The sequence below is a fragment of the Pseudomonas fluorescens genome, from assembly GCF_900636825.1.
Classification (GTDB): Bacteria; Pseudomonadota; Gammaproteobacteria; order Pseudomonadales; family Pseudomonadaceae; genus Aquipseudomonas; species Aquipseudomonas fluorescens_BG.
The window spans coordinates 5050797-5076244 of the sequence record NZ_LR134318.1; the positions used below are offsets into that span (position 1 = coordinate 5050797).

General features: G+C 59.5%; 25 protein-coding genes and 4 tRNA genes. 12 read left to right on the forward strand and 17 right to left on the reverse strand.

Annotated features, from left to right (window positions below; all coding sequences use genetic code 11):
• From EL257_RS22970 to yacG, 3 genes are read left to right on the forward strand one after another with little or no spacing between them, the layout of a single operon-like run.
• A complete protein-coding gene (locus EL257_RS22970) occupies positions 1-873 on the forward strand; it encodes a prepilin peptidase (RefSeq protein ID WP_126366475.1) in 873 nt (290 codons plus the stop codon).
• The gene (coaE, locus tag EL257_RS22975) at positions 870-1493 is read left to right on the forward strand and encodes a dephospho-CoA kinase (protein ID WP_126366477.1); all 624 of its coding nucleotides are present in this window, start codon (positions 870-872) and stop codon (positions 1491-1493) included. Before EL257_RS22970 ends, coaE begins: the two co-directional genes overlap by 4 nt.
• On the forward strand, positions 1490-1690 hold the full coding sequence (gene yacG / locus EL257_RS22980) for a DNA gyrase inhibitor YacG (RefSeq protein ID WP_016773149.1): 201 nt from the start codon (positions 1490-1492) through the stop codon (positions 1688-1690). Before coaE ends, yacG begins: the two co-directional genes overlap by 4 nt.
• 32 nt (positions 1691-1722) lie before the next feature.
• Here yacG and EL257_RS22985 read toward each other — a convergent pair whose 3' ends face one another.
• A complete protein-coding gene (locus EL257_RS22985; RefSeq protein ID WP_126366479.1) occupies positions 1723-2412 on the reverse strand; it encodes an energy-coupling factor ABC transporter permease in 690 nt (229 codons plus the stop codon).
• A 188-nt stretch (positions 2413-2600) separates the two neighbouring features.
• On the opposite strand from EL257_RS22985, the gene EL257_RS22995 reads away from it, so the two are divergent.
• From EL257_RS22995 to EL257_RS23010, 4 genes are all read left to right on the forward strand, one after another.
• Positions 2601-3227, forward strand: coding sequence for a DUF1780 domain-containing protein (locus EL257_RS22995; protein ID WP_126366481.1), 627 nt, complete (start codon positions 2601-2603; stop codon positions 3225-3227).
• Complete coding sequence (locus EL257_RS23000) at positions 3224-3751, forward strand: MOSC domain-containing protein (protein WP_126366483.1); 528 nt, start codon at positions 3224-3226, stop codon at positions 3749-3751. Before EL257_RS22995 ends, EL257_RS23000 begins: the two co-directional genes overlap by 4 nt.
• A 51-nt stretch (positions 3752-3802) precedes the next feature.
• Positions 3803-3976 (forward strand): DUF3094 domain-containing protein, encoded by a 174-nt coding sequence (locus tag EL257_RS23005; RefSeq protein WP_007909875.1) that lies wholly within the window; start codon positions 3803-3805, stop codon positions 3974-3976.
• A gap of 63 nt (positions 3977-4039) precedes the next feature.
• A complete protein-coding gene (locus tag EL257_RS23010) occupies positions 4040-5338 on the forward strand; it encodes an NAD(P)/FAD-dependent oxidoreductase (protein ID WP_100847187.1) in 1299 nt (432 codons plus the stop codon).
• Positions 5339-5546: 208 nt separating this feature from the next.
• Here EL257_RS23010 and EL257_RS23015 read toward each other — a convergent pair whose 3' ends face one another.
• The 8 genes from EL257_RS23015 to rluD all read right to left on the reverse strand — a co-directional run bounded on the left by EL257_RS23015 (position 5547) and on the right by rluD (position 12426).
• Positions 5547-7172 carry a methyl-accepting chemotaxis protein gene (locus EL257_RS23015; protein WP_126366485.1) on the reverse strand — a complete coding sequence of 542 codons (1626 nt, stop codon included), beginning with the start codon at positions 7170-7172 and terminating at the stop codon, positions 5547-5549.
• Positions 7173-7334: 162 nt separating this feature from the next.
• Positions 7335-7411 (reverse strand) — tRNA-Pro (locus EL257_RS23020).
• Between the two features lie 97 nt (positions 7412-7508).
• Positions 7509-7584: transfer RNA gene (locus EL257_RS23025), tRNA-Lys, on the reverse strand.
• Between the two features lie 5 nt (positions 7585-7589).
• Positions 7590-7666 (reverse strand) — tRNA-Pro (locus tag EL257_RS23030).
• A 9-nt stretch (positions 7667-7675) separates the two neighbouring features.
• Positions 7676-7751, reverse strand: a tRNA-Asn gene (locus EL257_RS23035).
• Positions 7752-8048: 297 nt separating this feature from the next.
• A complete protein-coding gene (gene clpB / locus EL257_RS23040) occupies positions 8049-10613 on the reverse strand; it encodes an ATP-dependent chaperone ClpB (protein ID WP_126366487.1) in 2565 nt (854 codons plus the stop codon).
• A gap of 131 nt (positions 10614-10744) precedes the next feature.
• Positions 10745-11467, reverse strand: a complete 723-nt coding sequence (pgeF, locus tag EL257_RS23045; protein ID WP_126366489.1) for a peptidoglycan editing factor PgeF — start codon at positions 11465-11467, stop codon at positions 10745-10747.
• Positions 11464-12426: a 23S rRNA pseudouridine(1911/1915/1917) synthase RluD gene (gene rluD, locus EL257_RS23050; protein ID WP_007909858.1), complete on the reverse strand. Its 963-nt coding sequence runs from the start codon at positions 12424-12426 to the stop codon at positions 11464-11466. Before rluD ends, pgeF begins: the two co-directional genes overlap by 4 nt.
• A 151-nt stretch (positions 12427-12577) precedes the next feature.
• Between rluD and EL257_RS23055 the strand changes: the two genes are divergently transcribed.
• From EL257_RS23055 to EL257_RS23070, 4 genes are all read left to right on the forward strand, one after another.
• Positions 12578-13594 (forward strand): outer membrane protein assembly factor BamD, encoded by a 1017-nt coding sequence (locus tag EL257_RS23055; protein ID WP_126366491.1) that lies wholly within the window; start codon positions 12578-12580, stop codon positions 13592-13594.
• A gap of 126 nt (positions 13595-13720) precedes the next feature.
• A complete protein-coding gene (locus tag EL257_RS23060; RefSeq protein ID WP_126366493.1) occupies positions 13721-13954 on the forward strand; it encodes a PP0621 family protein in 234 nt (77 codons plus the stop codon).
• The gene (locus EL257_RS23065) at positions 13944-15533 is read left to right on the forward strand and encodes a sensor histidine kinase (RefSeq protein WP_126368242.1); all 1590 of its coding nucleotides are present in this window, start codon (positions 13944-13946) and stop codon (positions 15531-15533) included. The genes EL257_RS23060 and EL257_RS23065 overlap by 11 nt, the downstream gene beginning before the upstream one ends.
• Positions 15530-16876, forward strand: coding sequence for a sigma-54-dependent transcriptional regulator (locus EL257_RS23070; protein ID WP_126366495.1), 1347 nt, complete (start codon positions 15530-15532; stop codon positions 16874-16876). The genes EL257_RS23065 and EL257_RS23070 overlap by 4 nt, the downstream gene beginning before the upstream one ends.
• A 150-nt stretch (positions 16877-17026) precedes the next feature.
• On the opposite strand, the gene thiO is transcribed toward EL257_RS23070, so the two are convergent.
• Genes thiO through EL257_RS23105 form a run of 7 tightly spaced genes read right to left on the reverse strand, consistent with a single transcriptional unit; the run spans position 17027 to position 23797 of the window.
• The gene (thiO, locus tag EL257_RS23075) at positions 17027-18127 is read right to left on the reverse strand and encodes a glycine oxidase ThiO (protein ID WP_126366497.1); all 1101 of its coding nucleotides are present in this window, start codon (positions 18125-18127) and stop codon (positions 17027-17029) included.
• Between the two features lie 57 nt (positions 18128-18184).
• Positions 18185-18586, reverse strand: coding sequence for a type IV pilin protein (locus EL257_RS23080; protein WP_126366499.1), 402 nt, complete (start codon positions 18584-18586; stop codon positions 18185-18187).
• Between the two features lie 15 nt (positions 18587-18601).
• Positions 18602-21691: a pilus assembly protein gene (locus EL257_RS23085; protein WP_126366501.1), complete on the reverse strand. Its 3090-nt coding sequence runs from the start codon at positions 21689-21691 to the stop codon at positions 18602-18604.
• The gene (locus tag EL257_RS23090; RefSeq protein ID WP_126366503.1) at positions 21678-22157 is read right to left on the reverse strand and encodes a pilus assembly PilX family protein; all 480 of its coding nucleotides are present in this window, start codon (positions 22155-22157) and stop codon (positions 21678-21680) included. The genes EL257_RS23085 and EL257_RS23090 overlap by 14 nt, the downstream gene beginning before the upstream one ends.
• Before the next feature lie 10 nt (positions 22158-22167).
• Positions 22168-22881, reverse strand: coding sequence for a PilW family protein (locus tag EL257_RS23095; RefSeq protein WP_126366505.1), 714 nt, complete (start codon positions 22879-22881; stop codon positions 22168-22170).
• Positions 22878-23327 (reverse strand): type IV pilus modification protein PilV, encoded by a 450-nt coding sequence (gene pilV / locus EL257_RS23100; protein WP_126366507.1) that lies wholly within the window; start codon positions 23325-23327, stop codon positions 22878-22880. Before pilV ends, EL257_RS23095 begins: the two co-directional genes overlap by 4 nt.
• Positions 23324-23797 (reverse strand): GspH/FimT family pseudopilin, encoded by a 474-nt coding sequence (locus tag EL257_RS23105; protein ID WP_126366509.1) that lies wholly within the window; start codon positions 23795-23797, stop codon positions 23324-23326. Before EL257_RS23105 ends, pilV begins: the two co-directional genes overlap by 4 nt.
• Positions 23798-23928: 131 nt before the next feature.
• Between EL257_RS23105 and EL257_RS23110 the strand changes: the two genes are divergently transcribed.
• Positions 23929-24498 (forward strand): GspH/FimT family pseudopilin, encoded by a 570-nt coding sequence (locus EL257_RS23110; protein ID WP_126366511.1) that lies wholly within the window; start codon positions 23929-23931, stop codon positions 24496-24498.
• Here EL257_RS23110 and ispH read toward each other — a convergent pair.
• Positions 24455-25399, reverse strand: a complete 945-nt coding sequence (ispH, locus tag EL257_RS23115; RefSeq protein WP_039771704.1) for a 4-hydroxy-3-methylbut-2-enyl diphosphate reductase — start codon at positions 25397-25399, stop codon at positions 24455-24457. The genes EL257_RS23110 and ispH overlap by 44 nt on opposite strands.
• Positions 25400-25448 lie beyond the last annotated feature (49 nt).

Below are 25448 nucleotides of genomic sequence, written 5' to 3' on the forward strand. Positions count from 1 at the left end.
ATGCCTATCGACGAACTGTTTGCGATCTATCCGCTGGCCTTCGTTTTCACCGCGCTGTTACTGGGTCTGGTGGTCGGCAGCTTTCTCAATGTGCTGATCTGGCGCTTGCCGAAAATGCTCGAACGCGATTGGCGTCAGCAAGCGCGCGATGTTCTTGGCCTGCCCGTCGAAACACCGCAACCGACGTACAATCTGCTGCTGCCGCACTCCCAGTGTCCGCACTGTGAATACCGGATTCGTCCGTGGGAAAACATTCCGCTGCTCAGTTACCTGTGGCTGGGTGGGCGCTGCTCAGCGTGCCAGGCGCCGATCAGCAAACGTTATCCACTGACTGAACTGGCGTGCGGGTTGCTCTCGGCCTTCATTGCCTGGCACTTGGGTGTCGGCTGGCCCGCCTGCATGCTGATCTTGCTGACGTGGGGCTTGCTCGCAATGAGCCTGATCGACACCGAGCATCAGTTGCTGCCCGACGTCCTGGTGCTGCCCTTGTTGTGGCTGGGACTGATCGTCAACAGCTTCGGGTTGTTCGTGCCCTTGCACGATGCACTCTGGGGCGCGGTCGCCGGCTACATGGCGCTGTGGACGGTGTTCTGGCTGTTCAAAGTGCTCACTGGCAAGGACGGCATCGGGCACGGCGACTTCAAGCTGTTGGCGCTGCTCGGCGCGTGGGGCGGTTGGCAGATTCTGCCGCTGACCATTCTGCTTTCGTCATTGGTGGGGGCGGTCATCGGCGTGATTGTCCTGCGTTTGCGCAGACAGGAAACCTCGACGCCAATCCCTTTCGGCCCCTATCTGGCAATTGCCGGCTGGATTGCCTTGCTCTGGGGTGGTCAAATAACCGACTTCTATTGGCAGTTTGTCGGTTTGAAATGAATACCCCTGTGGAAAAACCCTGGATTCTCGGCCTGACCGGCGGCATTGGCAGCGGCAAAAGCGCGGCGGCCCAGCATTTCATCGACCTCGGTGTGCATGTGGTGGACGCCGATCATGCGGCGCGCTGGGTGGTCGAACCGGGCCGACCGGCACTGGCGAAGATTACCGAACATTTCGGCGCTGACGTGCTGCAGGCCGACGGCACACTCGATCGCGCGGCGCTGCGCAAGCTGATCTTCGAGGTGCCGGAACAACGCCGCTGGCTCGAAGCGTTGCTGCATCCGTTGATCGGCGAGGAAATCGCTCACCACCTGGCGCTGGCAAAATCGCCTTACGCGATTCTGGTTTCGCCGCTGCTGATCGAGTCCGGTCAATACGCGATGACCCGGCGCATTCTGGTGATCGACGCGCCGCAACAGCTGCAGATCGAACGCACCTTGCAGCGCGACCAGACCAGCGAACAACAGGTGCAGGCGATCCTCAAAGCGCAATCCAGCCGCGAAGATCGCGTGAGCCGTGCTGACGATGTAATCGTCAACGACCGCGACCTCGCCTGGCTGCACAGCGAGGTCGAGCGTCTGCATCACTTTTACCTGACTTTAACCGGAGGCCAAGCATGAGCCAGATTCCAACCGTTGAATGCCCAACCTGCGGCGCACCCGTCGAATTCACCCCAGCGAACAAATTCCGGCCGTTCTGCTCCGACCGCTGCAAACTGATCGATCTCGGCGCCTGGGCATCAGAGGAACACAAGATCCCGGTCGCACCGGACGCTGAAGACGAGCTGTTTTCCGGCGATTTCGATCCGCGTCACTGATTGCCGCGCGAACCACGCAGGTGTGAAGTCGATCAAGGCTTGGGATCGTCATCCTTCCACGGTGCCGAAAGGTAGCGCGTGCGGTTGAAGGTCTCGAGCCATTCCGGGCAGAACACCACGAAGGCACTGACGACCATGCCGTTGATGAACGCCTCGGGAAACAGCAGCAGCCAAAGATAACCGACGAAATCCTCCAGCCATTCCGGCATGGCGAAGAGGCCGTCGTACCACAGCAGCGTCAGGCTCAGAATCAGGCATGAAAGGCCGGCAAGCGCGGCGGCGAAGAAACCGGAACAAAAGATGTATACGAAAGGATTTCGCGGCTGCGCACGCTCGACGAGGATCGCCACACCCTCGGTGATGAGCACCGGTAACAGGATCAATAACGAACCGTTGACCCCGAGCGCTGCCAGATCCTGGCGCCCCAACAGCACCAGGCCCATTTGCGCCACCAGCCCGCCGACAATCGCCAATGGCCAGTCGAGCAACAGCGTTACCGCCGTCATGCCGATGAAGTGATACGACACGCCTGTATCGAAATCCCGTCGTACCAGCCACAGCAGAAACAACGCGAATACCGTACCGAACAGCAGATGCTGGCGGCGTCTGTCGCTGAACAGCTCAACCCATGGCGCACGCATGACCGCCCAGAGCAGCACCGGCAGATAAATCAGCCAGCCGAGCGTCAGGCTTGCCGAGGACAGCAGTTCAGCTCCAATCATGACCCTTCACCTTTGCCACGACACGTCCTCTGTAGGAGCTGCCGAAGGCTGCGATCTTTTGATCTCGTTTCATGAAAGCAAAAGATCGCAGCCTTCGGCAGCTCCTACAAGGGCGCAATTGCGTGTCGGTTATATTCGGCCAATGCAAAGCTTTCTGCTTGTCGCATTTGAACGCTAAGCTTGGGCATATGGATGACTCAGATTACTTACGCCTGCTGACCATCGCGGCCGAGCAGGCCAACGCGTTCTTGTCCAATGCCCGCAAATGGGAGCGTGAGCGTTGGGTTTGCCAACGCCTGCTGCAAGGTCTCAACATACCCTACCGTGTCGATGAGTTCGCACCGGCGGGCGAGCCACCGGACGTGTTGTTTCGCGATGCCAATTTCGAAGTGTTTTTCGTCCTCGATGAAGGCCGCAGGCTCAACGATGAATGGCGTGACGAGTTGCAGCGTCGGCGCAGCGCATTTTCCCTCAGTCAATTGGTGCGCCGCGAAGCCAAACCCAAACGCATCCCGGCCAACGAATTTCTGGTGCGCCTGGCGCCGACCCTGCGCAAGAAAGCCCACAACTACCAGGAGCGCGGCATGGATCTGGGCGAGCTGGACATCATCGCTTTCGCCAGTCTCAAGCGCGAGGTACTCGATCTGAACAGCCACTTTCCGCCACCTACCGAATACCTGCGTCAAGGCTGGCGCTCGCTGTCGCTGGTCGGGCCGACGTTCGCCCGCGTATTGTTCGCCCACCCGGATGCCCCGGATTTCCTGCGCAGCAACCTTGGCCGCAGCATCGTCTTCGATGTCGGGATCAGCCTGTGACGCCGCTGCAGCAACTGATCGCCGATGTCCCGCAGACTGGCCGTGTGCGCTGGATTGGCGTGCGCCCGCAGTCCCGAGGGCCGATGCTCGAACTGGATGCCGTAGAGGCTCGACTCGAGGCCGGGCTCACCGGCGACCACGCCCGCCCCGGCGTGCGCAATGCGCGGCAGGTGACGCTGATCCAGTGGGAACATCTGGCGGTGATCAGGGCATTGATGGGCCGCCCCGAGGATCAACCGATCAGACCTGAAGATCTGCGGCGCAATCTCGTTATAAGCGGAATCAATTTGTTTAGCCTGAAGGGGCGGCGCTTTCGCATTGGTCAGGCGATACTCGAAACCACCGGCTGGTGTCAGCCCTGTGCACGCCTGCAGAACAACCTCGGCCCCGGCACTTTTCAAGCGGTGCGCGGACATGGCGGACTCACCGCGCGGGTGCTGCAAAGCGGCATCATTCGCCTCGACGATAGCCTGAGCGTCGAACCGGTTCCGGACAGCGGCTATGCTGCGTTCAACCCCGGCTGAAAACCGCTGTAGCTTCTGACCATTCAGTTACGTCTACCTGACGAGGCAAATATGACCAGCCGCCTGAACCCCGAAGACCAAAAGCATGTCGAAGAGTACCTGCAACTGTCCCAACACCGTGTCGAGCGCCGGCCATTCCGGCCGTGGATGCTCCTGGTGCTGGTGTTGGCAGTGACCATTGGTCTTGGCCTGTTGAGCCGATTTATCAGTTACCTGACGCTATGAGCAGCCTGGCGCTCGCTCGGGTAACCGCACCGATTTCCTTTAAAAACCTTGCGAGTTATCCCTATGTCTCATCGTATTGTCATTGTCGGCGGCGGCGCCGGCGGTCTGGAGTTGGCTACCCGTCTGGGTAAGACTCTGGGCAAACGCGGCACGGCCAGCGTCATGCTGGTCGACGCGAACCTGACGCACATCTGGAAACCGCTGCTGCACGAAGTGGCTGCCGGTTCTCTGAACTCTTCCGAAGACGAACTCAACTATGTCGCCCAAGCGAAATGGAACCACTTCGAGTTCCAGCTCGGGCGCATGAGCGGGCTCGATCGCGCACAGAAGAAAATCCAGCTGGCCGCCACCTACGACGAAAATGGCGTAGAACTGGTGCCGGCGCGCGAAGTGGCTTACGACTCGCTGGTAATCAGCGTCGGCAGCACCACCAACGATTTCGGCACCCAAGGCGCGGCGCAACACTGCCTATTCCTCGATACGCGCAAACAGGCCGAGCGCTTCCACCAGCAACTGCTCAACCACTACCTGCGCGCGCACGCCGGGCAAACCGATGTGGTCGAGCAGATCAGCGTGGCTATCGTCGGCGCCGGAGCCACTGGCGTCGAGCTGGCTGCAGAACTGCACAACGCGGCGCATGAACTGGCGGCGTACGGCCTCGACCGGATCAAGCCGGAAAACATGCATATCACCCTGATCGAAGCCGGCCCCCGGGTGTTGCCTGCCCTGCCGGAACGCATCGGCGGGCCGGTACACAAGACCCTGGAAAAACTCGGGGTCAATGTGATGACCAATGCGTCGGTCAGCGAAGTGACGGCTGACAGCCTGATTACCGCCGATGGCAATGAAATCAAAGCCAGCCTGAAGGTCTGGGCGGCCGGGATTCGCGCCCCGGGTTTCCTCAAGGACATCGACGGGCTGGAAACCAACCGCATCAATCAGCTGCAAGTGCTGCCGACCCTGCAAACCACTCGCGACGAGAACATCTTCGCCTTCGGCGATTGCGCCGCCTGCCCGCAGCCGGGCACGGATCGCAACGTGCCGCCGCGCGCACAAGCGGCGCATCAGCAAGCTTCGCTGCTGGCCAAATCGCTGAAACTGCGCATCGAAGGCAAGACACTGCCGGAGTACAAGTACACCGATTACGGTTCGCTGATTTCGCTGTCGCGTTTTTCAGCGGTGGGTAATTTGATGGGCAACCTCACCGGCAGCGTGATGCTGGAAGGCTGGCTGGCGCGGATGTTTTACGTGTCGCTGTACCGCATGCACCAGATGGCGCTGTACGGACCGTTCCGCACGGCAATGCTGATGCTCGGCAGCAAGATTGGCCGCGGCACCGAGCCGCGCCTGAAATTGCACTAAAGCCAGCATCTGTGGGAGCTGGCTTGCCGGCGATGGCGCCGGGTCAGTTGATATTTCTATTGCCTGACCCACCGCTATCGCGGGCAAGCGCGGCTCCCACATGTTTTCGTGCTGCTCGCAGATCCAGCGCATTCGCGAGCAGGCTCGCTCCCACCTTTGATCTTTATTCCAAGCCCCGCATCGCGCGGGGCTTTTTATGGGCTGTCGATTACAGCTGGAAGCGTCGCACCATGCCTTGCAGCGCATTGGCCAGTTGCGACAGTTCGTGACTCGACGCGCTGGTCTGATCCGCCCCCGCAGCGGAACGCACCGAGAGGTCGCGGATGTTCACCAGATTGCGATCCACTTCCCGCGCCACTTGCGCCTGTTCTTCGGCGGCGCTGGCGATCACCAGATTGCGCTCATGAATCTCATGCACCGACGCCGTGATGGTCACCAACGCTTCACCGGCGCGCTCAGCCAGGATCAAGGTGCTGGCCGCACGCGAAGCGCTGGCTTGCATTGAATCCAGCGCCAGGCTCGACCCGCTGCGCATGCCCTGCACCATTTGCTCGATCTCCTGGGTCGATTGCTGCGTGCGATACGCCAACGCCCGCACCTCATCGGCCACCACCGCAAAACCTCGCCCGCTTTCACCGGCGCGCGCTGCTTCGATGGCCGCATTGAGCGCCAACAGGTTGGTTTGCTCGGCGATGGCGCGGATCACATCAAGCACTTTGCCAATGTCCTGCGACTGATTCGCCAGCGATTGCACAAGATCACCGGTGTGCTGCACATCGCTCGCCAGCGCATTGATCGCGCTGGCCGTTTCGCTGACGCGCTCCTGACCCAGTTGCGCGGACTGACTGGATTGGCGAGTGGCATCGGAGGTCGATACCGCATTACGGGCGACTTCCTCCACCGCAGCGGTCATTTCATTCACAGCGGTGGCGGCTTGTTCGATTTCGTCGTTTTGCTGCTGCAGGCCTTGAGTGCTGTCGACGGTGACGGCGCTCAGCTCGTCGGCGGCGGTGGCCAGTTGCGTTGCCGAGCAGCTGATGCCTTGCAGGGTTTCGCGCAGGTTCTGCTGCATGGTCGCCAAGGCTTTCAACAAGCGGCTGACTTCGTCGTTGCCATGGGTTTCGATCGGTCGGGTCAGGTCGCCCCGGGCCACGCTCTCGGCGGCGCTCAATGCGTTGCTCAGCGGGCGCACAATGCTGCGAGTGAGCAACATCGCCAGCGCCACTGTCGCCAGCGCTGCCAAAGCAATGAACAGGCTGACGATAGTGCGCGACGTGGCGTAATGGGCGGCGGATTTTTCGCTTTCAGCAGCGACCTGACGGGCGAACAGATCGGCCAGATCGTTGAGTTGCTTGCCGGAGCCGTCGACCACGGTTTTCATGTCGATCAGCAACAGTTTGGTCAGCTCGTCACGCTTGCCTTGCTCAGCGAGTGTGAACGACTGCGCGATGCCGGTGCGATAGGCGGCAAAGGTTTTCTTGAACTGGTCATACAGCTGCTGACCTTCCGCGGTGTCGACCAGCGTGTCGTAGGCGGCGATCTTCTCGCTAAGTTCCTTGTCTCGGGTGTCCATCTGGCCGCGGTACGTGGCGATGTTGGCCGGATCCTGATCCAGCGCCATGCGCAGGGAAATCGTGCGGATGCGCAACATCAGTTCGCGAATCTCGTCGCCTCCGCGAATGCTCGGCAACCAGCGATTCTCCACCGCCACCTCACTGTCGCGAATGCTGGACATTTGCCCCAATGCAAACACGCCAAGCAGCGCGACCAGCACCGCAATCAAGGCGAACCCCAAGGCCGCCCGAGGAGCAATATTCAACTGACGAAGCAACATGACGAACGCCCTTATTCTTGTATTGGCAGATTCAAAGGGCGACGCAGTGGCAGTCCCCTCGTATTAGCGGGCTGTCGGCAGGTTGTATGATGACTTGAAGAGATTCGTCTTTTCGACGGACAAAAAAAATCCCCGTATCTTTCGATACGAGGATTTTTAATATGGTCGGGGTAAGGGGATTCGAACTCCTGACATCCTGCTCCCAAAGCAGGCGCGCTACCGGACTGCGCTATACCCCGGTAAAAAAAAGGCGACCTTTCAAAGATCGCCTTCTTCGATCAGCGCTTTTGGCGTCTGATCTTAAGATTCGATCCCAGCGTTAACTGGTTTCAAAAATGGTGGGTCGTGTGGGATTCGAACCTACGACCAATTGGTTAAAAGCCAACTGCTCTACCAACTGAGCTAACGACCCAAAAATGGTCGGGGTAAGGGGATTCGAACTCCTGACATCCTGCTCCCAAAGCAGGCGCGCTACCGGACTGCGCTATACCCCGGTTTGAAATTGGCTCCGTGACCAGGACTCGAACCTGGGACCCAATGATTAACAGTCATTTGCTCTACCGACTGAGCTATCACGGAACTACATATTTCAATTTACAACGGTGAAACTTGTTGCATCTAGTCACTCGTTCGCATCGCTGCGTTCGTGTGTCTGAGGCGCGCTATTCTACAACCTAGAACACCCCTGTCAACCCCCTAAATTGCTTTCAAATTAATGATTTGCAACTTATTTCAGTTTTCAACCCAGTGGATTGAAACGCTGCCGGTGACTGACTGCGGGGCGCACTTTACAAGCCTTTTCCTTTGAGTTCAACAGCCTAACGAAAAAAAAGGCCCCACAATGTGGGGCCTCGCTTTTTTCACTGACGATTTGGCTTAGTTGAAAACGATTTCGTCGTTCTCGACCTTGCCGGTCGCAGTAGCGCCTGGCATGAAGTGGCCAGAAAGAATCAGCTGCGCCAGCGGGTTTTCGATCCAGCGTTGAATCGCACGTTTCAACGGACGCGCGCCATACACCGGGTCGTAACCAACCGCGATCAGCTTGTCCATCGCCTCCGGGCTCAATTCCAGCTTCAGCTCGCGCTCGGCCAGACGGCTGCGCAGGCGGCCCAACTGGATCTCGGTAATGCCTGCAATCTGATCCCGCGCCAAAGGCTCGAAGATCACCACTTCGTCGACCCGGTTGATGAACTCCGGACGGAAGTGCGACGTCAGCGCATCCATCACCGCAGCACGCTGCGCTTCACGATCACCGACCAGCTCCTGAATCTGCACGGAGCCGAGGTTTGACGTCATGACGATCACGGTGTTGCGGAAGTCCACCGTACGGCCATGGCTGTCGGTCAGGCGACCATCCTCAAGCACTTGCAACAGAATGTTGAACACATCCGGGTGCGCCTTTTCGACTTCGTCCATGAGGATCACCGAGTAAGGCTTGCGCCGCACCGCTTCGGTCAGGTAACCGCCCTCCTCGTAACCGACATATCCCGGTGGCGCACCGATCAGACGAGCCACAGAATGTTTTTCCATGAACTCGGACATGTCGATCCGTACCATCGCCTCTTCGGTATCGAAGAGGAATTCAGCCAGCGCCTTGCACAGCTCGGTTTTACCGACACCGGTCGGGCCGAGGAACATGAACGAGCCGCTCGGACGATTCGGATCGGACAACCCGGCGCGAGAACGTCGCACCGCGTTGGCCACAGCCACGACCGCTTCTTCCTGGCCGATGACCCGTTTGTGCAACAGGCTTTCCATTTTCATCAGCTTGTCGCGCTCGCCTTCGAGCATTTTCGATACTGGAATGCCGGTCCATTTCGACACGACTTCGGCGATCTCTTCCTCGGTGACCTTGCTGCGCAGCAACTGGTTTTCGCTCTTGCCGTGCTGGTCGACCATCTGCAGGCTGCGTTCCAGATCCGGGATCACGCCGTACTGCAATTCAGCCATGCGGTTCAGATCACCTTTGCGCCGCGCCGCTTCCAGTTCCTGACGCGACTGTTCGATCTTCTGCTGAATCTGCGCAGAACCCTGCACCTCGGCTTTTTCCGAGTTCCAGATTTCTTCCAGATCGGAATACTCACGCTCGTGACGCTCGATTTCTTCCTGGAGCTTTTCCAGACGTTTCTTCGCCGCGTCGTCGCTTTCTTTCTTCAGCGCCTGGGATTCCACTTTCAGTTGGATCAGGCGACGTTCCAGACGATCGAGCACTTCCGGCTTGGAGTCGATCTCCATGCGGATGCGGCTGGCGGCCTCGTCGATCAGGTCGATGGCCTTGTCCGGCAGCTGACGGTCGGTGATGTAGCGGTGGCTGAGCTTGGCCGCCGCGATGATCGCGCCGTCAGTGATCGCCACCTTGTGGTGAACCTCGTAACGCTCTTTGAGGCCCCGCAGGATAGCGATGGTGTCTTCTTCGCTCGGCTCGTCCACAAGGACTTTCTGGAAGCGTCGCTCGAGCGCCGCGTCCTTCTCTATATATTGGCGATATTCGTTGAGCGTGGTCGCGCCGACACAGTGCAACTCGCCGCGCGCCAGCGCCGGTTTGAGCATGTTGCCGGCATCCATCGAGCCTTCGCCTTTACCGGCGCCGACCATGGTGTGCAACTCGTCGATGAACAGAATGATCTGCCCTTCCTGCTTCGACAGTTCATTGAGCAGCGATTTCAGGCGCTCTTCGAACTCACCGCGATACTTCGCACCGGCGATCAGCGCGCCCATGTCCAGCGAGAGCAGACGTTTGCCTTTGAGGCCGTCCGGCACTTCGCCGTTGATGATGCGCTGGGCCAGACCCTCGGCGATCGCGGTTTTACCCACACCAGGTTCGCCAATCAGCACCGGGTTGTTCTTGGTGCGGCGTTGCAGAACCTGAATGGTGCGACGAATTTCGTCATCACGGCCGATCACCGGATCAAGCTTGCCATCTTCTGCGCGCTTGGTCAGGTCGACGGTGTACTTGTCCAGTGCCTGACGCGACTCTTCGTGGTTGGCGTCATTGACTGCTTCGCCGCCACGCAGGTTGTTGATCGCATTTTCCAGGGCTTTCTTGCTCACGCCCTGGCCGAGCAGCAACTTACCAAGCTTGCTGTTCTCGTCCATCGCGGCAAGCAGCACCAGTTCGCTGGAAATGAACTGATCGCCCTTTTGCTGGGCCAGACGGTCAGCCTGATTGAGCAGACGCGCCAGATCCTGCGACATGTTCACGTCGCCGGTCGGGTTCTGGATCTTCGGTAATTGGTCGAGCTCTTTGGTCAGCTCTTTGCGCAAGCTGTTGACGTCGAAGCCCACCTGCATCAGCAGAGGTTTGATCGAACCACCCTGCTGCTCAAGCATGGCTTGCATCAAGTGCGCCGGCTCAATCGCCGGATGGTCGTGGCCGACTGCCAACGATTGGGCATCGGACAAGGCCAACTGTAATTTGCTGGTTAAACGGTCTATTCGCATAAGTCACCTTCCTTTTGAGCAGGCCGGACCCAAGAAACCGTCCTGAATAAAGAAACCTGCCAGATACCCCTATAGATGCGGTCGATTCTGCAGGATTCAAGCGTCAGAGGGTTGATTCAAGTCAGGCAAGTCTAGCGGGTGAGCCAGACCAGGGAGGCGAAGCGACCAGTGCGTGAAGCACGGCGATAGGAGAAGAAGCGCGGATCGGTCACGGTGCAGAAACCGCCACCATAAACAGCGGTGACACCACGGACTGCCAGACGCAGGCGCGCCAGCATATAGATGTCCGCCATGAACTTGCCGGCATTGGTGCTCGGTACAAAGGCTTTGGCTGCTTCAGGCAATTGATTGATGAAGACTTCCCGCACTTCCAGGCCGACTTCAAAGGCTTTCGGGCCGATGGCCGGGCCGAGCCAGACCAGAATGTCTTCTGCCGGTACATCCAACGTATCGAGGGTAGCTTCCAGCACACCCGCCGCCAGCCCACGCCAGCCAGCATGGGCCGCCGCTATGCGCGTGCCCGCACGATTGCAGAACAAGGCCGGCAAACAATCCGCGGTCATCGCCGCGCAGGCAATACCGGGCGTTGCCGTCCAGCTGGCATCTGCTGTAGCAACAACGCCCGGATCAGCGTGAGCGACGGCAATCCCGTGCACTTGCTGTAACCAGGCAGGCTGTATGGAGAAGTGATCGGTGAGGCGTCGACGGTTTTCGGCAACGGCTTCCGGACGATCATCGACATGATCGCCCAGATTAAGGCTGTCGAACGGCGCCTCGCTGACACCGCCCTCGCGGGTAGTGACGCAGGCTTTGACGCTGGCCGGCGCAGGCCAGTCCGGCGTCAGCCAGTTCATCCGACGAAAGCCTCGCGATCCTGCTTGAGCAGAGTCAGCAGCCAGACGAAATCTTCCGGCAGCGGCGATTCCCAGCTCATCCGCACACCCGTCGTCGGATGATCCAGCTCCAGGAAACGCGCGTGCAGGGCCTGACGCGGGAAGTGCTTGAGCGACTCGACCATCGTCGGGTTCGCAGCAGGCGGGATGCGGAACCGACCGCCGTATGCCGGGTCGCCGACCAACGGGAAGTTAATGTGCGACATGTGCACACGGATCTGGTGAGTCCGACCGGTTTCCAGTTTCACCCGCACATGGGTGTGGGAACGGAAACGCTCCAGCACGCGGTAGTGACTGACCGCAGGCTTGCCGCCTTCCATCACCGCCATGCGCTGGCGCTGCTGGCCGTGACGACCGATCGGCGCGTTGATCTTGCCACCGGCCGTGACCACACCAATCACGATGCACTCATAGATGCGGCTGACGCTGCGACTCTGCAATTGAGTAACCAGCTTGGTCTGCGCCTGAATGGTCTTGGCCACCACCATCAGACCGGTGGTGTCCTTGTCCAGACGATGCACGATACCGGCGCGCGGGACATTGATGATGTCCGGCACGTGGTGCAGCAAGGCGTTGAGCAATGTGCCATCGGCGTGGCCGGCAGCCGGATGCACCACCAGGCCCGCAGGCTTGTTGATCACCAGGATGTCGTCGTCTTCGTAGACGATGTCGAGCTCGATATCCTGGGCGATCCACTCGCCCTGGGCTTCCTGCTCGGCAGTCAGCTCAAGGATGGCCCCGCCATGCACGATGTCGCGCGGGCGGATGACCGCCCCGTCCACAGTCAGGCGACCTTCTTTGATCCAGGCGGAAAGGCGCGAGCGTGAGTGCTCAGCGAAGAGTTGGGCGGCGACTTGATCGAGGCGTTGGCCGCCCAATTCGGACGGCACCTCTGCGCGAAGTTCTATTTTATCGGACATGCTCGGACTGGGCGTCGGCACAGCCTTTGGTTTCGGCTGCGCGCTTGTGGTTAAATACGGCGTCTTTTGCCCCGAGGCTTTTCAACGGGGCGCTCATCATAACAGGACGGCCCCGCCCAAGACAGCGGCCGTCATAGGGACGCAAGCCGCCATGCAAGTGAAACACCTGCTGCTGATCGCCATCCTCGCATTGACCGCTGCTTGCTCATCGAAGGAAGTCGTAGACGAAAACCTCAGCGAAGCCGAGCTGTATCAGCAGGCTCAGACTGACCTGGACAACAACAGCTACACCAGCGCCACAGCCAAGCTGAAGGCACTGGAGTCGCGTTATCCGTTCGGTCGCTACGCCGATCAGGCACAGCTGGAGTTGATCTACGCCAACTACAAGAACGCCGAGCCGGAAGCTGCAAAGTCTGCCGCCGAGCGTTTCATTCGTTTGCATCCGCAGCATCCGAACGTGGATTACGCGTACTACCTCAAAGGTCTGACTTCTTTCGACCAGGACGTCGGCCTGCTGGCGCGCTTCCTGCCGCTGGACATGACCAAGCGTGACCCGGGCGCTGCCCGCGACTCGTACAACGAGTTCGCCCAGCTGACCAGCCGCTACCCGAACAGCCGCTACGCGCCGGACGCCAAGCAGCGCATGATCTACCTGCGCAACCTGCTGGCCGCCTACGAAATCCACGTCGCTGACTACTACCTGACCCGTCAGGCCTATGTAGCCGCTGCCAACCGTGGCCGTTACGTCGTCGAAAACTTCCAGGAAACCCCATCGGTCGGTGACGGCCTGGCGGTAATGACCGAAGCCTATCAGCGTCTGCACCTCGACGATCTGGCGGCCACCAGTCTCGAAACCCTGAAGCTCAACTATCCGAACCATCCGAGCCTGCAGGACGGCCAGTTCGTGCCACGGGTTGCCGAAGCCGACAACCGTTCGTTCCTGAGCAAGGCGACTTTGGGCCTGATCGAATCGCGTCCACCGTTGCCGCCGGGCGAGACCCGCGCCAACCAGGACGTGCAGAAGCAGTTCCAGGATGCCAAAGACGCGATCCCGAACGAGCTGAAGCCTAAAGACGAAAACGGCGACGTGATCGAAGAGCCGGAGCCGGAATCCGCTGACACTGACCGTTCCTGGTTCAGCTACATGACCTTCGGCGTGTTCGACTGATCACACCGGATACACATAAAAGGGAGATCTGCGGATCTCCCTTTTTCATTGCCGCGTTTTAATTGGCTGTGCGCTGATCGGCTCCTTGGCTAAACTGCCGGATTATCAATCGAAAAGCCGCCCATCATGCTTCGTTTACTGTTCTGGATTGCCCTGATCTTCGCCGCCATCTGGCTCTGGCGCAAATTCAAGGCCCCCGCTTCTTCTGCACAATCGCCGCGCGAACAGGACGCGCCGCCCATGGTGCGCTGCGCCCATTGCGGCGTGCACCTGCCGCGCGACCGCGCGCTGGGCAACCAACAACAGTGGTATTGCAGCCAGGCTCATCTTGAGCAAGGCCCGGGCGCCAGTGGTCGCTGAGGCCGCCAACGCCGACCGCAAACAGGCGCAGCGTCTGTTGCGCCTTTATCATCTCTATCGCTTAAGTGTCGGCATCACCCTGGTGTTGCTGATTTCCAGCAACATGGACAACCGCCTGCTGACGTCGGCCAACGACGACCTGTTACGCGGCGGCAGTTGGCTGTATCTCGTCCTCAACATTTTGCTGGCGGTGTTTCTTGAGAACACGCGCAAACCGGGCCAGCTGTTCAGCCTGGCCCTCGTCGATGTTCTGTTGCTGTGCGGCCTGTTCTATGCGGCGGGTGGTGTGGCTAGTGCCCTCGGCAACCTGCTGATTGTCTCGGTAGCGATCAGCAACACATTACTGCGTCGGCGTATCGGTCTGCTGATCGCGGCAATCGGCGCCCTCGGTATTGTCGGGCTGAGTTTCCTGCTGAGTTTCAGCCATCCCCTGAGCGCCAACGATTACCTGCAGGCCGGCACCCTCGGCGCGTTGTGCTTTGCCGCGTCGCTGCTGGTGCAAGGGCTGATCAGGCGCCTTGAGGCCAGCGAGACGCTGGCCGAGCAACGCGCCAGTGAAGTCGTCGGGCTTGAAGCGCTCAATGCCTTGATCCTGCAACGCATGCGCACCGGTATTCTGGTGCTTGATGCGGAGCGTCGGGTGCAATTGGCCAACCACAGTGCCGAGTCCCTGCTCGCGCAAACGCATCTGCAGGGGCACGTTATCGACGACTATTTCCCGGCCCTGGTCGACCGCCTGACAATGTGGATGAACAACCCTACCCTGCGCCCGCAAAGCCTGAAAATTCCCGGTAACGGCCTGGAATTGCAGCCGAACTTCATCGCGCTCGAACAGAGCCCGAATCAGCAAACCCTGGTGTTTCTCGAGGATCTCGCGCAAATCGCCCAGCAGGCGCAACAACTCAAGCTCGCCGCGCTTGGTCGGCTGACGGCGGGGATTTCCCACGAGATCCGCAATCCGCTCGGCGCCATCAGTCATGCCGCGCAGCTGCTCGGCGAATCCGAGGAACTCGATAGCGCTGATCGGCGTCTGACGCAGATTATTCAAGACCACTCCAAGCGCATGAACCGAGTCATCGAAAACGTCCTGCAACTGTCCCGCCGCCAGCAAAGCGCTCCACAACGCCTGGACCTCAAGCCGTGGCTGGAAAACTTCGTTGCCGAAGCCCGCGAGCAGGCCAGCGAGCGCCAACGGATTCACCTGCGGATCAATTCGGGAGACTTCACGACGCTGATGGACCCCAACCAGCTCACGCAAATTCTCGACAATCTCTTACGCAACGGCTGGCGTCACAGCGCCCTGCTGCACGATCAAGCCGAAGTCTGGCTGGCCATGTTCGTCGACCCCGACAGCCAGTTGGCGGTGCTCGAAGTGCAGGACAACGGCCCCGGCGTGCCTGTCGATGAACAGCCGCATCTTTTTGAACCGTTCTTCACCACCAGCAGCCAAGGCACAGGTCTTGGGCTTTATCTGTCCCGTGAGCTGTGCGAAAGCAACCAAGCGCGCCTAGACTTCAAACCACGCCAAGGCGGCGGCTGCTTTCGCATCACCTTTGCTCACGGACGGAAACAAAGTTGAACACGAGCCCACGGCAAAAAATCCTCATCGTCGACGACGAGCCCGACATCCGCGAACTCCTGGAAATCACTTTAGGCCGGATGAAACTTGACACTCATAGCGCGCGCAATCTGGCCGAAGCCCAGGCGCTGCTGCACCGCGAACCATTCGACTTGTGCCTGACCGACATGCGTCTGCCCGACGGCACGGGACTTGAGCTGGTGCAACACATTCAGCAGCGTTATCCACAACTGCCGGTGGCGATGATCACCGCGTACGGCAGTCTGGAAACCGCGATCAATGCGCTTAAAGCCGGGGCGTTCGATTTCCTCACCAAACCGGTCGACCTTACACGCCTGCGCGAACTGGTCAGCGCGGCCCTGCGCATGCCGGCAGCCGGCGGCGTGTGCACATTAATTGATCGGCGCTTGCTCGGTGACTCGGCGCCGATGCGCAATCTGCGCAAGCAGATCGACAAACTCGCCCGCAGTCAGGCGCCGGTCTACATCAGCGGTGAATCCGGCAGCGGTAAAGAGCTGGTGGCGCGGCTGATCCACGAGCAAGGCCCGCGCGCTGGCCAGCCATTCGTACCAGTGAACTGCGGGGCGATTCCGTCGGAGCTGATGGAAAGCGAGTTCTTCGGCCACCGCAAAGGCAGTTTCACCGGCGCGGTCGAGGACAAACCGGGACTGTTTCAGGCAGCGCACGGCGGCACGTTGTTCCTCGATGAAGTGGCCGACTTGCCGCTGTCGATGCAGGTGAAATTGCTTCGCGCGATTCAGGAAAAAGCCATTCGCAGCGTTGGTGGGCAACAGGAAATCGTCGTCGATGTGCGGGTTCTTTGTGCGACACACAAGGATCTCGACGCCGAAGTGGCTGCCGAGCGCTTTCGCCAGGATCTGTATTACCGCTTGAACGTGATTGAGCTGCGCGTGCCGTCTCTGCGCGAGCGCCGCGACGACATCGAGGCTTTGGCCACGCACGTACTCAAACGTCTGGCCCGGGACAGCGGCCAACCCGAAGCGCGCCTGCATCCGCAGGCGCTGGAGGCGCTGAAGAACTACCGGTTTCCCGGCAACGTACGCGAACTGGAGAATGTCCTCGAACGTGCACACACTTTGTGTGAACAGCGCACGATCGAAGCGCAGGATCTGCGCTTGAGCGAAGGGAATTGCTCGGCGGATGGCGCATTGGCCGACCTGACGCAGATCGATAATCTCGAGGATTATCTGGAGAGCGTGGAGCGCAAACTGATTTTGCAGGCCTTGGAAGAAACCCGCTGGAACCGCACGGCAGCGGCGCAACGGTTGAGTCTTTCATTCAGGTCGATGCGTTATCGGCTGAAGAAATTGGGATTGGATTAGCTCGTTAAAAGATCGCAGCCTTCGGCAGCTCCTAAAGGAAACGCATTCCAAAGTAGGATTAAATCCTGAAAGATCGCAGCCTTCGGTAGCCCTACAGGAAACGTATTCCAATGTAGGAGCTGCCGAAGGCTGCGATCTTTTGATCTTGCTTTAAATGCGGCCCTCAGGCGCATACGGCGCCGGATCAATAATCGGCGCCCTGCCCAGCATCACATCCGCAAACAACTGACACGACGCCGGCGCCAACACCAGCCCATTGCGGTAATGCCCGCAGTTCAGCCATAAGCCATCAAACCCCGGCACCCGGCCAATGTAAGGAATGCCTTCCGGCGAACCTGGACGCAATCCGGCCCAATGCTTCACCACTTCGGCTTCTGCCAGCGCGGGCAGCAATTCCACCGCCGATGCCTTGAGGCTTTGCAGCGCCACATCGGTCGGCGTCTTGTCGTAGCCTTCATGCTCCAGCGTGCTGCCGATCAGAATATGCCCGTCGCGACGGGGAATCGCATAACGCCCCTTGGCCAACACCATGCTCGGCAGGAAATCCGCTGCGCATTTGTACAGAATCATCTGGCCTTTGACCGGCTCGACCGGCAGCGCCAGGTTCAGCGTCTTGAGCAAATCACCGCTCCAGGCACCAGCCGTCAGCACCACTTGATCACCTTCGATCACCCCCGCCGACGTCTGCACGCCGACCACGCATTCACCTTTGCGAACAAAGCCGCTGACTTCGCACTGCTCATGAATGGTCACGTTGGGCAGCGCCAACAGCGCTGCTTTCAACGACTTCACCAAACGCGGGTTACGCACATTGGCGACGTCGGCCATGTAGATGGCGCGGGTGAAACCACTACCGAGTACAGGCACAGCATCGTGCGCCGCCGAGATATCCACAGCGCGCAATGGGCGATTTTCCCGTTCAGCCCACGCCAGCGCCTCGGCTTCGTCGTCCAGATCCAGCCAGTACAGGCCGGTGGTGTGCACTTCCGGATCGACTCCGGTATCGGCAAACAGACGCGCGCCGAGCTGTGGATAAAAATCCTGCGACCAATGCGCCAGGGCCGTGACGGCCGGGCTATAACGCCACGGATACAGCGGCGAAACGATACCGCCACCCGCCCAGGATGATTCCTGGCCGAGATTCGAACGATCGAGCAGCACCACGCTGCCCACTTCGGATGCGAGATTGTAGGCGGTCAGCAGGCCAATCACCCCGCCGCCGACAATCACCACTTGCTGTTGCCTGCTCATGCTTGATCCAACCGTAATAAAGACAGTGGGCGCAAAAGGCGCCCGAAGAAACACACCTCAGCGGCCCCAGCAATCCTTGGGGGTCAAGCCGGTGGTCGCGTTGGACATGCCTCTGACACCCGTGTTGGTCAGGGTGAAATCGCCGCACTTGTCAGTGGCCATGGACGTGCCCGCTTTGCGAGTCGCGGTCAGCAAAAATGTCTGGTCCGCAAGAGTCGGCGTGATGGTGTAAAACTCATTGCCCGAGCTGAGCCCGGTGACACCGGTGTAGACATTGTTCCGGGTGTAGAAACGCTCAAGTGTTTGCGCCTGTTCGGAGAGCAACGACACCACTTCGGCACGGCGACCTTTTTTCAGGTACTCGGTATAGCTTGGCGCGGCAATGGTAATGACGATCCCGATGATCGCAATTACGATCATGATTTCGATCAGGGTGAAGCCTCGATTGAATCTGCGCATGCCTCAAACTCTCGCTTACTGTATTTGCCGCCACATGATACGACGACTGCCGCCGCCGCCCTTTTCTACTACGGTCGTGATGGTGCCGCTGGTGTCGCCCGCGACTTTTTTCGTGGCATCACCGGAAATGAAGTTAAGGGTCGGAATGCCGCCGGTGAATACCACGCCACTGGATATCGTGTCATTGCTGTCAACCAAGCGGTCAGCGTTGGTATCAATCACGGCGTAGTTGAGCATCTTACCGCTGAACGCATCGAGCTCGATCAGTTTGCCTGTGCCAAAACTCGCGCAAGGGTCGGTGGTATCGACGCTGGCGGTGGTAAAAACAATACGCCCCAGCACGATACTGGCCTGATTGATGACGCGCTCGCCGGTCAGCACATTGTTGTACACCAGCGGCAAATACCAGCCTTTTTCGCCCGGATATGTCGTGTCATTCTGGGTGGTGGTCAGGAACTGCCCGGAACTGCCAGAGAACGAGCCGGTGATCGCCTGCGGCTGCAAATTGCTGACGGTGATTTGCCCGGAACCCCCTTCTGCATCCCACACCGAATAGAACGCCTGCAAATCCTTGTTGGTCTTGTCAGCGGTTTCGTTGAACTTGCCAGTGCCGACGAAAATTTGTTTACCGCCGAGGGCATTGTCCGCCAGCAACGGTTGCGCGGTGATCGGCTGAGTCGCCCCGCCCGCGGTGGTGAACAGCGGCTTGCCGGAAAACGCCACGCCCCAGCTATCGGGCGCTATCGCGCTCAAGTCGAATTTCCATAGACGACCTTTCAAATCACCGCCATAGGCGGCCTGCACCACGTTCGAAGAGTTGACCCTGAGCTTCACCGAAGACAGGCCATTGGTGGTTTCCGTGCTGTCGATCACAATCTTTTTGATCAGCGAACCATCCAGCGCATCCAGCACATAAAGTGCGGCGACGCCCGAGTTACTGCCGTAGCCATTGGCAATGAAGGTCGCCCAGCGGCCATTGGCCAAGCGTGCCACTTCTGGCCGGGCATAGGCGTAACCCAGATCGTTGAATACGTTGGCTGTGCTGGCGGTGGCTGGCGCACTGACTTCCCACAATGCCTTGATTACGTTGCCCGCCGCCGCATCGAATAGCTGCAGCCCATAGAAGATTTTGCCACCGGCACCCGTTCCACCAATGGCGACGGTTTTCCATGCGCTGCCGGCCTGCGCATCGAACACCGCGACCTGACCATCCACCAGAAACTTGTGGCTGACGCCGTTGACGTAGTTGGTGTCGGCAATCAGGCGCAACGACGGCAGGACACTCGAGGGCATATAGGCGTAACGACGAGTGCCGTTCGCGGCATTGATCACGTTGACGAAACCGTCATTGGCATTCACCACAAGGCTGGTGTTCATGTTCGCAGCCTTGGTGGTCAGGTACGCGGTGTAGCCGCTATCGCCGGAAAGATCGGATGCGGTTTTGTCCGCAGGAGATGCAAGTACCAGCGGCGAGTTGATGATATCGCCAAGCAACACGCTGCGTACTTTGAGCCCGGCCTTGTTGGTCCCTTTGCTCCACTCCACCAGATCGTTGCCACTGATTCCGGTGGGCAATCCCTGGTTCAGCGTGGCCTGCTGAGCCGGCGAAAAGCTGCCGAACGCCAGAGGTATCGCTGCATTCCCCAGCGTATTCCACGACTGAAAAACCGCCGGGGTCGCGGACGGCACAATGGTGGTGTCGGTCGTCCATTGCGCCGTTGAAGTATTTACCGTGCCGGCCGAGGTAAACGCGAACGCCTTGATGGTGCCGCGCCAGTCCTTGGGATCATAAGTGGTCTGATAAAAACTGCTGCTACTGGTCAGGGCGGTGCTACTGGCAACCCCGGCGCCGCCGGAACCAGCCTTGGAGGTGATATCGCTCAGCGCCGAGGACAGCGCCGCGTTCAGACCGGTGCTGTTGGCCGCTTGATAGTACTTGCCCTGCCCATAAGCAGCCGCGTCGGAGAGCATGTTGTTGTCGGCAGTGAAACCCACGGTGTAGGTGTTCATGTTCTGCCGGGGAAAATCCACCGCGTTCCAGCTTTTCCCGGCCGCATCCGTGCCAGTCGAGCGCATGTCGATATCGAAGGAAAATTTGGCGATGTCATCCAGATACAAAGTGTCGCCTTCGCCATCACCGTTGAGATTGGTGCCATCGTTGTTGACACCGTCCCAGTTCGGCAAACGGCTGCCGCCCAGCGGGTCGTTGATCGGGAAGGTCCGGTCGTAGGTCGGCAAGCCATCGGTAATCACCACGCCATAGTTTTTCTGGCAGCGATACTGGATCGGGCTGGTATAGGTCACCGGCGTGCCGTTGTAGAAAGGCGCGATCCCGCGCATATAGCGAGTGACTTCGTAATAAGTCTCGGCCAACGGTGTGTTGGCCACGGCGCTCAAGCCGTTGATCGATGAGATCAGCGCGTTGTAGTTAGTGTCAGCCTGAGCCTGGGTGACACTGCCGGTGACCGGCGATAAATCAGCGATCGAGCGGGCAATGAAACCACCGTTGCCCGGGTTGCTGCCGGTGGCTGGGTTGAAGGCCGAAAGCCCCATGCGCAATGTGCGGTTGCTGCTCACCAATGCCGTGGAAACGTTACGCGCAACGTTCATTCGAAAGTCGTTGGGAATCGCGCCTGTGGTGAAATCCCGGGTACCGTTGCCGATGGCCTCGCTGACGATCCAGGCAATGTAATCGGCGGAATAGCGAGTGTTGCCGCTGCCCACCGGATCCGGCAGCTTGAGGCACAATGGCGCGAGACTGTTGTTGTAAAAAGCATACGCCCCACCGGAGCATCCTGAAGTGGGCAGGCTCGACAGAAACACCGTATCGCCGGTGATCTGCGGCGCATTCAAGGCTGAGCACAATCCGAGAAAGGCATTGCATTGCCGAGCGGGCGTACGGTTGATGGCAGGATCGAAATCGCTGTCATAGATGATGCTGTTCATGCTGCCCGAGTTGTCGATCAACAGCATGACGTTCGGCGGCACCGCCGCCGCGCTCAACAACGGCGACTCGGACGGCGTGAACGCCCAGGCTGGCGCTGCCAGATAGAAACTCAGCAACATGCCGATCAACAGCGACGCGCGGGGCTCAATATTTCGCATAGACACTCTCCACCACGCTACGCGAATTACCTGCGATGCCGACCGCAGTGACTCGATACAACGTCGCTGAAGTGTTGCTCGGCACGTTGACCGCCGTCAGGGTCGTGCCGATGTTCTGCACCCCGTAAAAGCCGTTGCCGACGGCGATCCAGGTGACCCCCGAGGTCGAATTGAAGCCTGCCGAACTGACCACCGGTGACTCCGCTGGCGGCAAACATTGCATGGTGCCGCTGCACACGGCCAGCGAATAACTGTCGAGTTGCACGGCACTTTCACCGATGCGCAACGCAGCTTCGGCGGTCTGGAACGATTGATTGCGCAGGCTCACGCTACCAGCCATTTTTTCCTGCAGGTTGGCGCTCTGCATCGAGGACAAACCGATCAAGGTCAGCAACAGCAGAAATACCAGACTGACCAGCAGGGCCATGCCGCGCTGGGCTTGGCGGGGGTGCAAGGACATCCTCATCGTCGCCTCCTCACGGCAAGCGATTGCGCAAAGCGGCAACCACATTGAAGGTTTGACTGCGAACCCGATTGTTCGGATCGGTGAGGGTGAGGCTCAGGCGCACACTGCGGACGCGCGCCGGATCACTGGGGTTGGCGCTGTAGGACGATGCCGCTACGTCGGTCGCGGAACTGGCCAGACCGAACGTCACGTTGAAGGCGCTGACGTTGTTCACCAGCACTTGCTGCGCCGGATTGCCGCTGCCGGTGCCCATGAGTATCTGGTTGTTACTGAAGCTGTACAGCAGACGCCGGATCGGAAATGCAATCTGCCCCGTCGTCGGACTGCGCGAACCGCTGTAAGCGACCGCACTGTTACGACAATCGGAAATCACCGTCCAGGTCGGAGTGCCGCCGCTGTTGCCGATATCGCCAGTCACCATTGTCAGTTTGAGGTTGGCGTTGTCCCAACTGATCGGGAGGATCTGCGCGGCATTGAAATCACCTGCGCTGCTGGCATCCGTGATCGTGCCGAGGCAACCGAACATCCCGACCATGCGAATTTCCTGGATCATTTTGCTCAACACAAAACGCGCGTCTTCCTGCATCGCAGCTGCACTGTTCTGACTGACGTAAGTGTTTTTCGCGGCGATGAAAATCTGCACGACGCCGAGCACCACGATCAGCCCAAGCGCCAAAGAGATCAGCAATTCGATCAGGCCAAAACCACGGTTATCGCGCCTCATGGCGTGGCCACCGGATCAACCGTGGCGCGGCTGGTGAGCACGAAACTGCGCGGGGCGCTGGCGGTGTTCGCTGCCCGCGCATCGCTCCAGTTGATCGTGATCGTGTAGACACGCTGGTTGCGAGTGATGCTACCGGTGGCAGTCGGGCCGCCGAAATTGATGATATTGGTGGTGAAATCGTAAAGATCCTGATCGCGCGCAACACTCAGGTTGCCCGAGGTTGGCGGCGTGACGGTATAGTCGGCGCCGGAGTTGGCACGAATACGGTCCATCATGTCGTAGGCGATGAAGCTCGCCTGGCTGGTCATCCGCGAACTGTCCGTGTACTTCAGCGCATTCAGTTGCACGGCAGCCGCGCCCAGCAGCCCGACCGTCAGAATCAGCAACGCGACCAGCACCTCGATCAGCGTCATGCCCTCCTGTGCGCGTTTACTCCCTGCACTCATCCGCAACTTCCACCCCATTGGATTCGTCCGTTCAAACACACGTTCAGCGTCCTGCTTTGCGTGCCCAGCGTGTAACTGATGACTACCGCCGTGGCCGGTGCCGCCAGGCCACCGAGATTATTGAAATCCAGCGCAGTCACTCCAGAGGTTAGCGCCAGAGTGGCGCCGCTGCTCATCGCCGGAACAACCCGCAACACATTGGCCGGATTGCCAGTACCGTCGTAGACCGCCAGCTCACCGGTCCAGACACCGCCGCCAGCGGTCGGTCGCAGTCGCGTGGTCACGCCGCGATTAATGGCTTCGAGGCGGGCGAAATTGATGGCGCGCTGCAGGTCGCCCATTTCGGTATCGGCCTTGCTGCTCTGAATCGTTCGGGTAAAAGCCGGCACCGCCAACGTGATCAAGACCAGAAACACCGCAATGGCGACCAGCAACTCAATCAGCGTGAAACCTTTTGTACGAAGATCCATCGATGCCCTCCGTTGCCGTCGGCTATACCTGCTTTCTACACGCTAGAACATTCAACCGGCCTATGTCGGTCGATTTACTCTGCGCGGCGTAAGGATCGCGCCGTTCATCACACTCCAGGGAGGGAGTTTTCATGTCGCAACAGGGTTTCAGCCTGATCGAACTGCTTATGGGACTGGCGATCGGCGCAATTGTTCTGCTGCTGGTCAGTCCAGCATTTGTCACGCTCAAGGAATCGAATGACCGAGAGCAGGCTGCACAATCGTTGCTTGAGGGCATTCGGCATGCGCGCACGTTGGCCATCATGCGCAATCAGAGCGTGGTTATACACGGCATCAACGGCGACTGGAGTCACGGCTGGCGGATCATTCTGGATATCAGCGGCAAGGGCGCCGAGGACAGCGACAATCCGCTGTTGGCGGAGCGCGCCGGCGATGCGAAGACGCCGATTGTCGGCAACTGGCTTGTCAGACGCTACGTAAGGTTCAGCAGTCTGGGACAACCACTGATGCCCGGGCGGGCGTTTCAGGCGGGGACATTACATATTTGCGCGGCACATGAGCCGGTCAGCCAACTCCAGGTGGTGCTGGCTGCGACCGGTCGCGTGCGCCTGAACAGTGAGAAAACCGAACAGGCGCTGTGTCAGAAAGACAAAAGCGTCAAATCGAACGGACGCGCAGCTCTTTCGGCATCGAGAACGTGATGTTCTCTTCGCGGCCCGCCAGCTCGTCGGCACCGGTTGCGCCCCATGCCTGCAACTGCTGAATCACGCCACGCACCAGCACTTCCGGCGCAGAGGCGCCAGCGGTGATGCCGATACGCTCGACCCCATCGAACCAGCTTTTTTGCAGATCTTCGGCGCCATCGATCAAGTACGCCGGTGTGGCCATGCGTTCGGCCAGCTCACGCAAACGATTGGAGTTGGAACTGTTCGGGCTGCCGACCACCAGCACCACGTCGCATTCGTCAGCCAGTTGCTTGACGGCGTCCTGACGGTTTTGAGTGGCGTAGCAGATGTCATCCTTGCGCGGCCCACCGATCGCCGGGAAACGTGTGCGCAAGGCATCGATCACGCGGCTGGTATCGTCCATCGACAGCGTGGTCTGCGTGACGAAGGCAAGTTTTTCCGGGTTGCGCACCTGCAATTCGGCCACGTCTTTTTCGTCTTCGACCAGATAGATCGCGCCGCCATTGCTGGCATCGTACTGGCCCATGGTGCCTTCGACTTCCGGATGGCCGGCGTGACCTATCAGGATGCACTCACGACCGTCGCGGCTGTATTTCGCCACTTCGATGTGCACCTTGGTCACCAGCGGACACGTCGCGTCGAATACTTTCAGGCCACGGCCGGCGGCTTCCGTACGTACGGCTTGAGAAACGCCGTGAGCACTGAAGATGACGATGACGTCGTCCGGCACCTGATCCAGTTCCTCGACAAAGATCGCGCCGCGACTGCGCAGGTCTTCGACGACGAACTTGTTATGCACCACTTCATGACGCACGTAGATCGGCGGCCCGAAGACTTCCAGGGCGCGGTTGACGATTTCAATCGCCCGGTCCACGCCGGCGCAGAAGCCACGGGGGTTGGCGAGTTTGATTTGCATGCTGTGCCTCGTGTCTTGCGCGCGAAAACAATGGAAAACCACTGTAGGA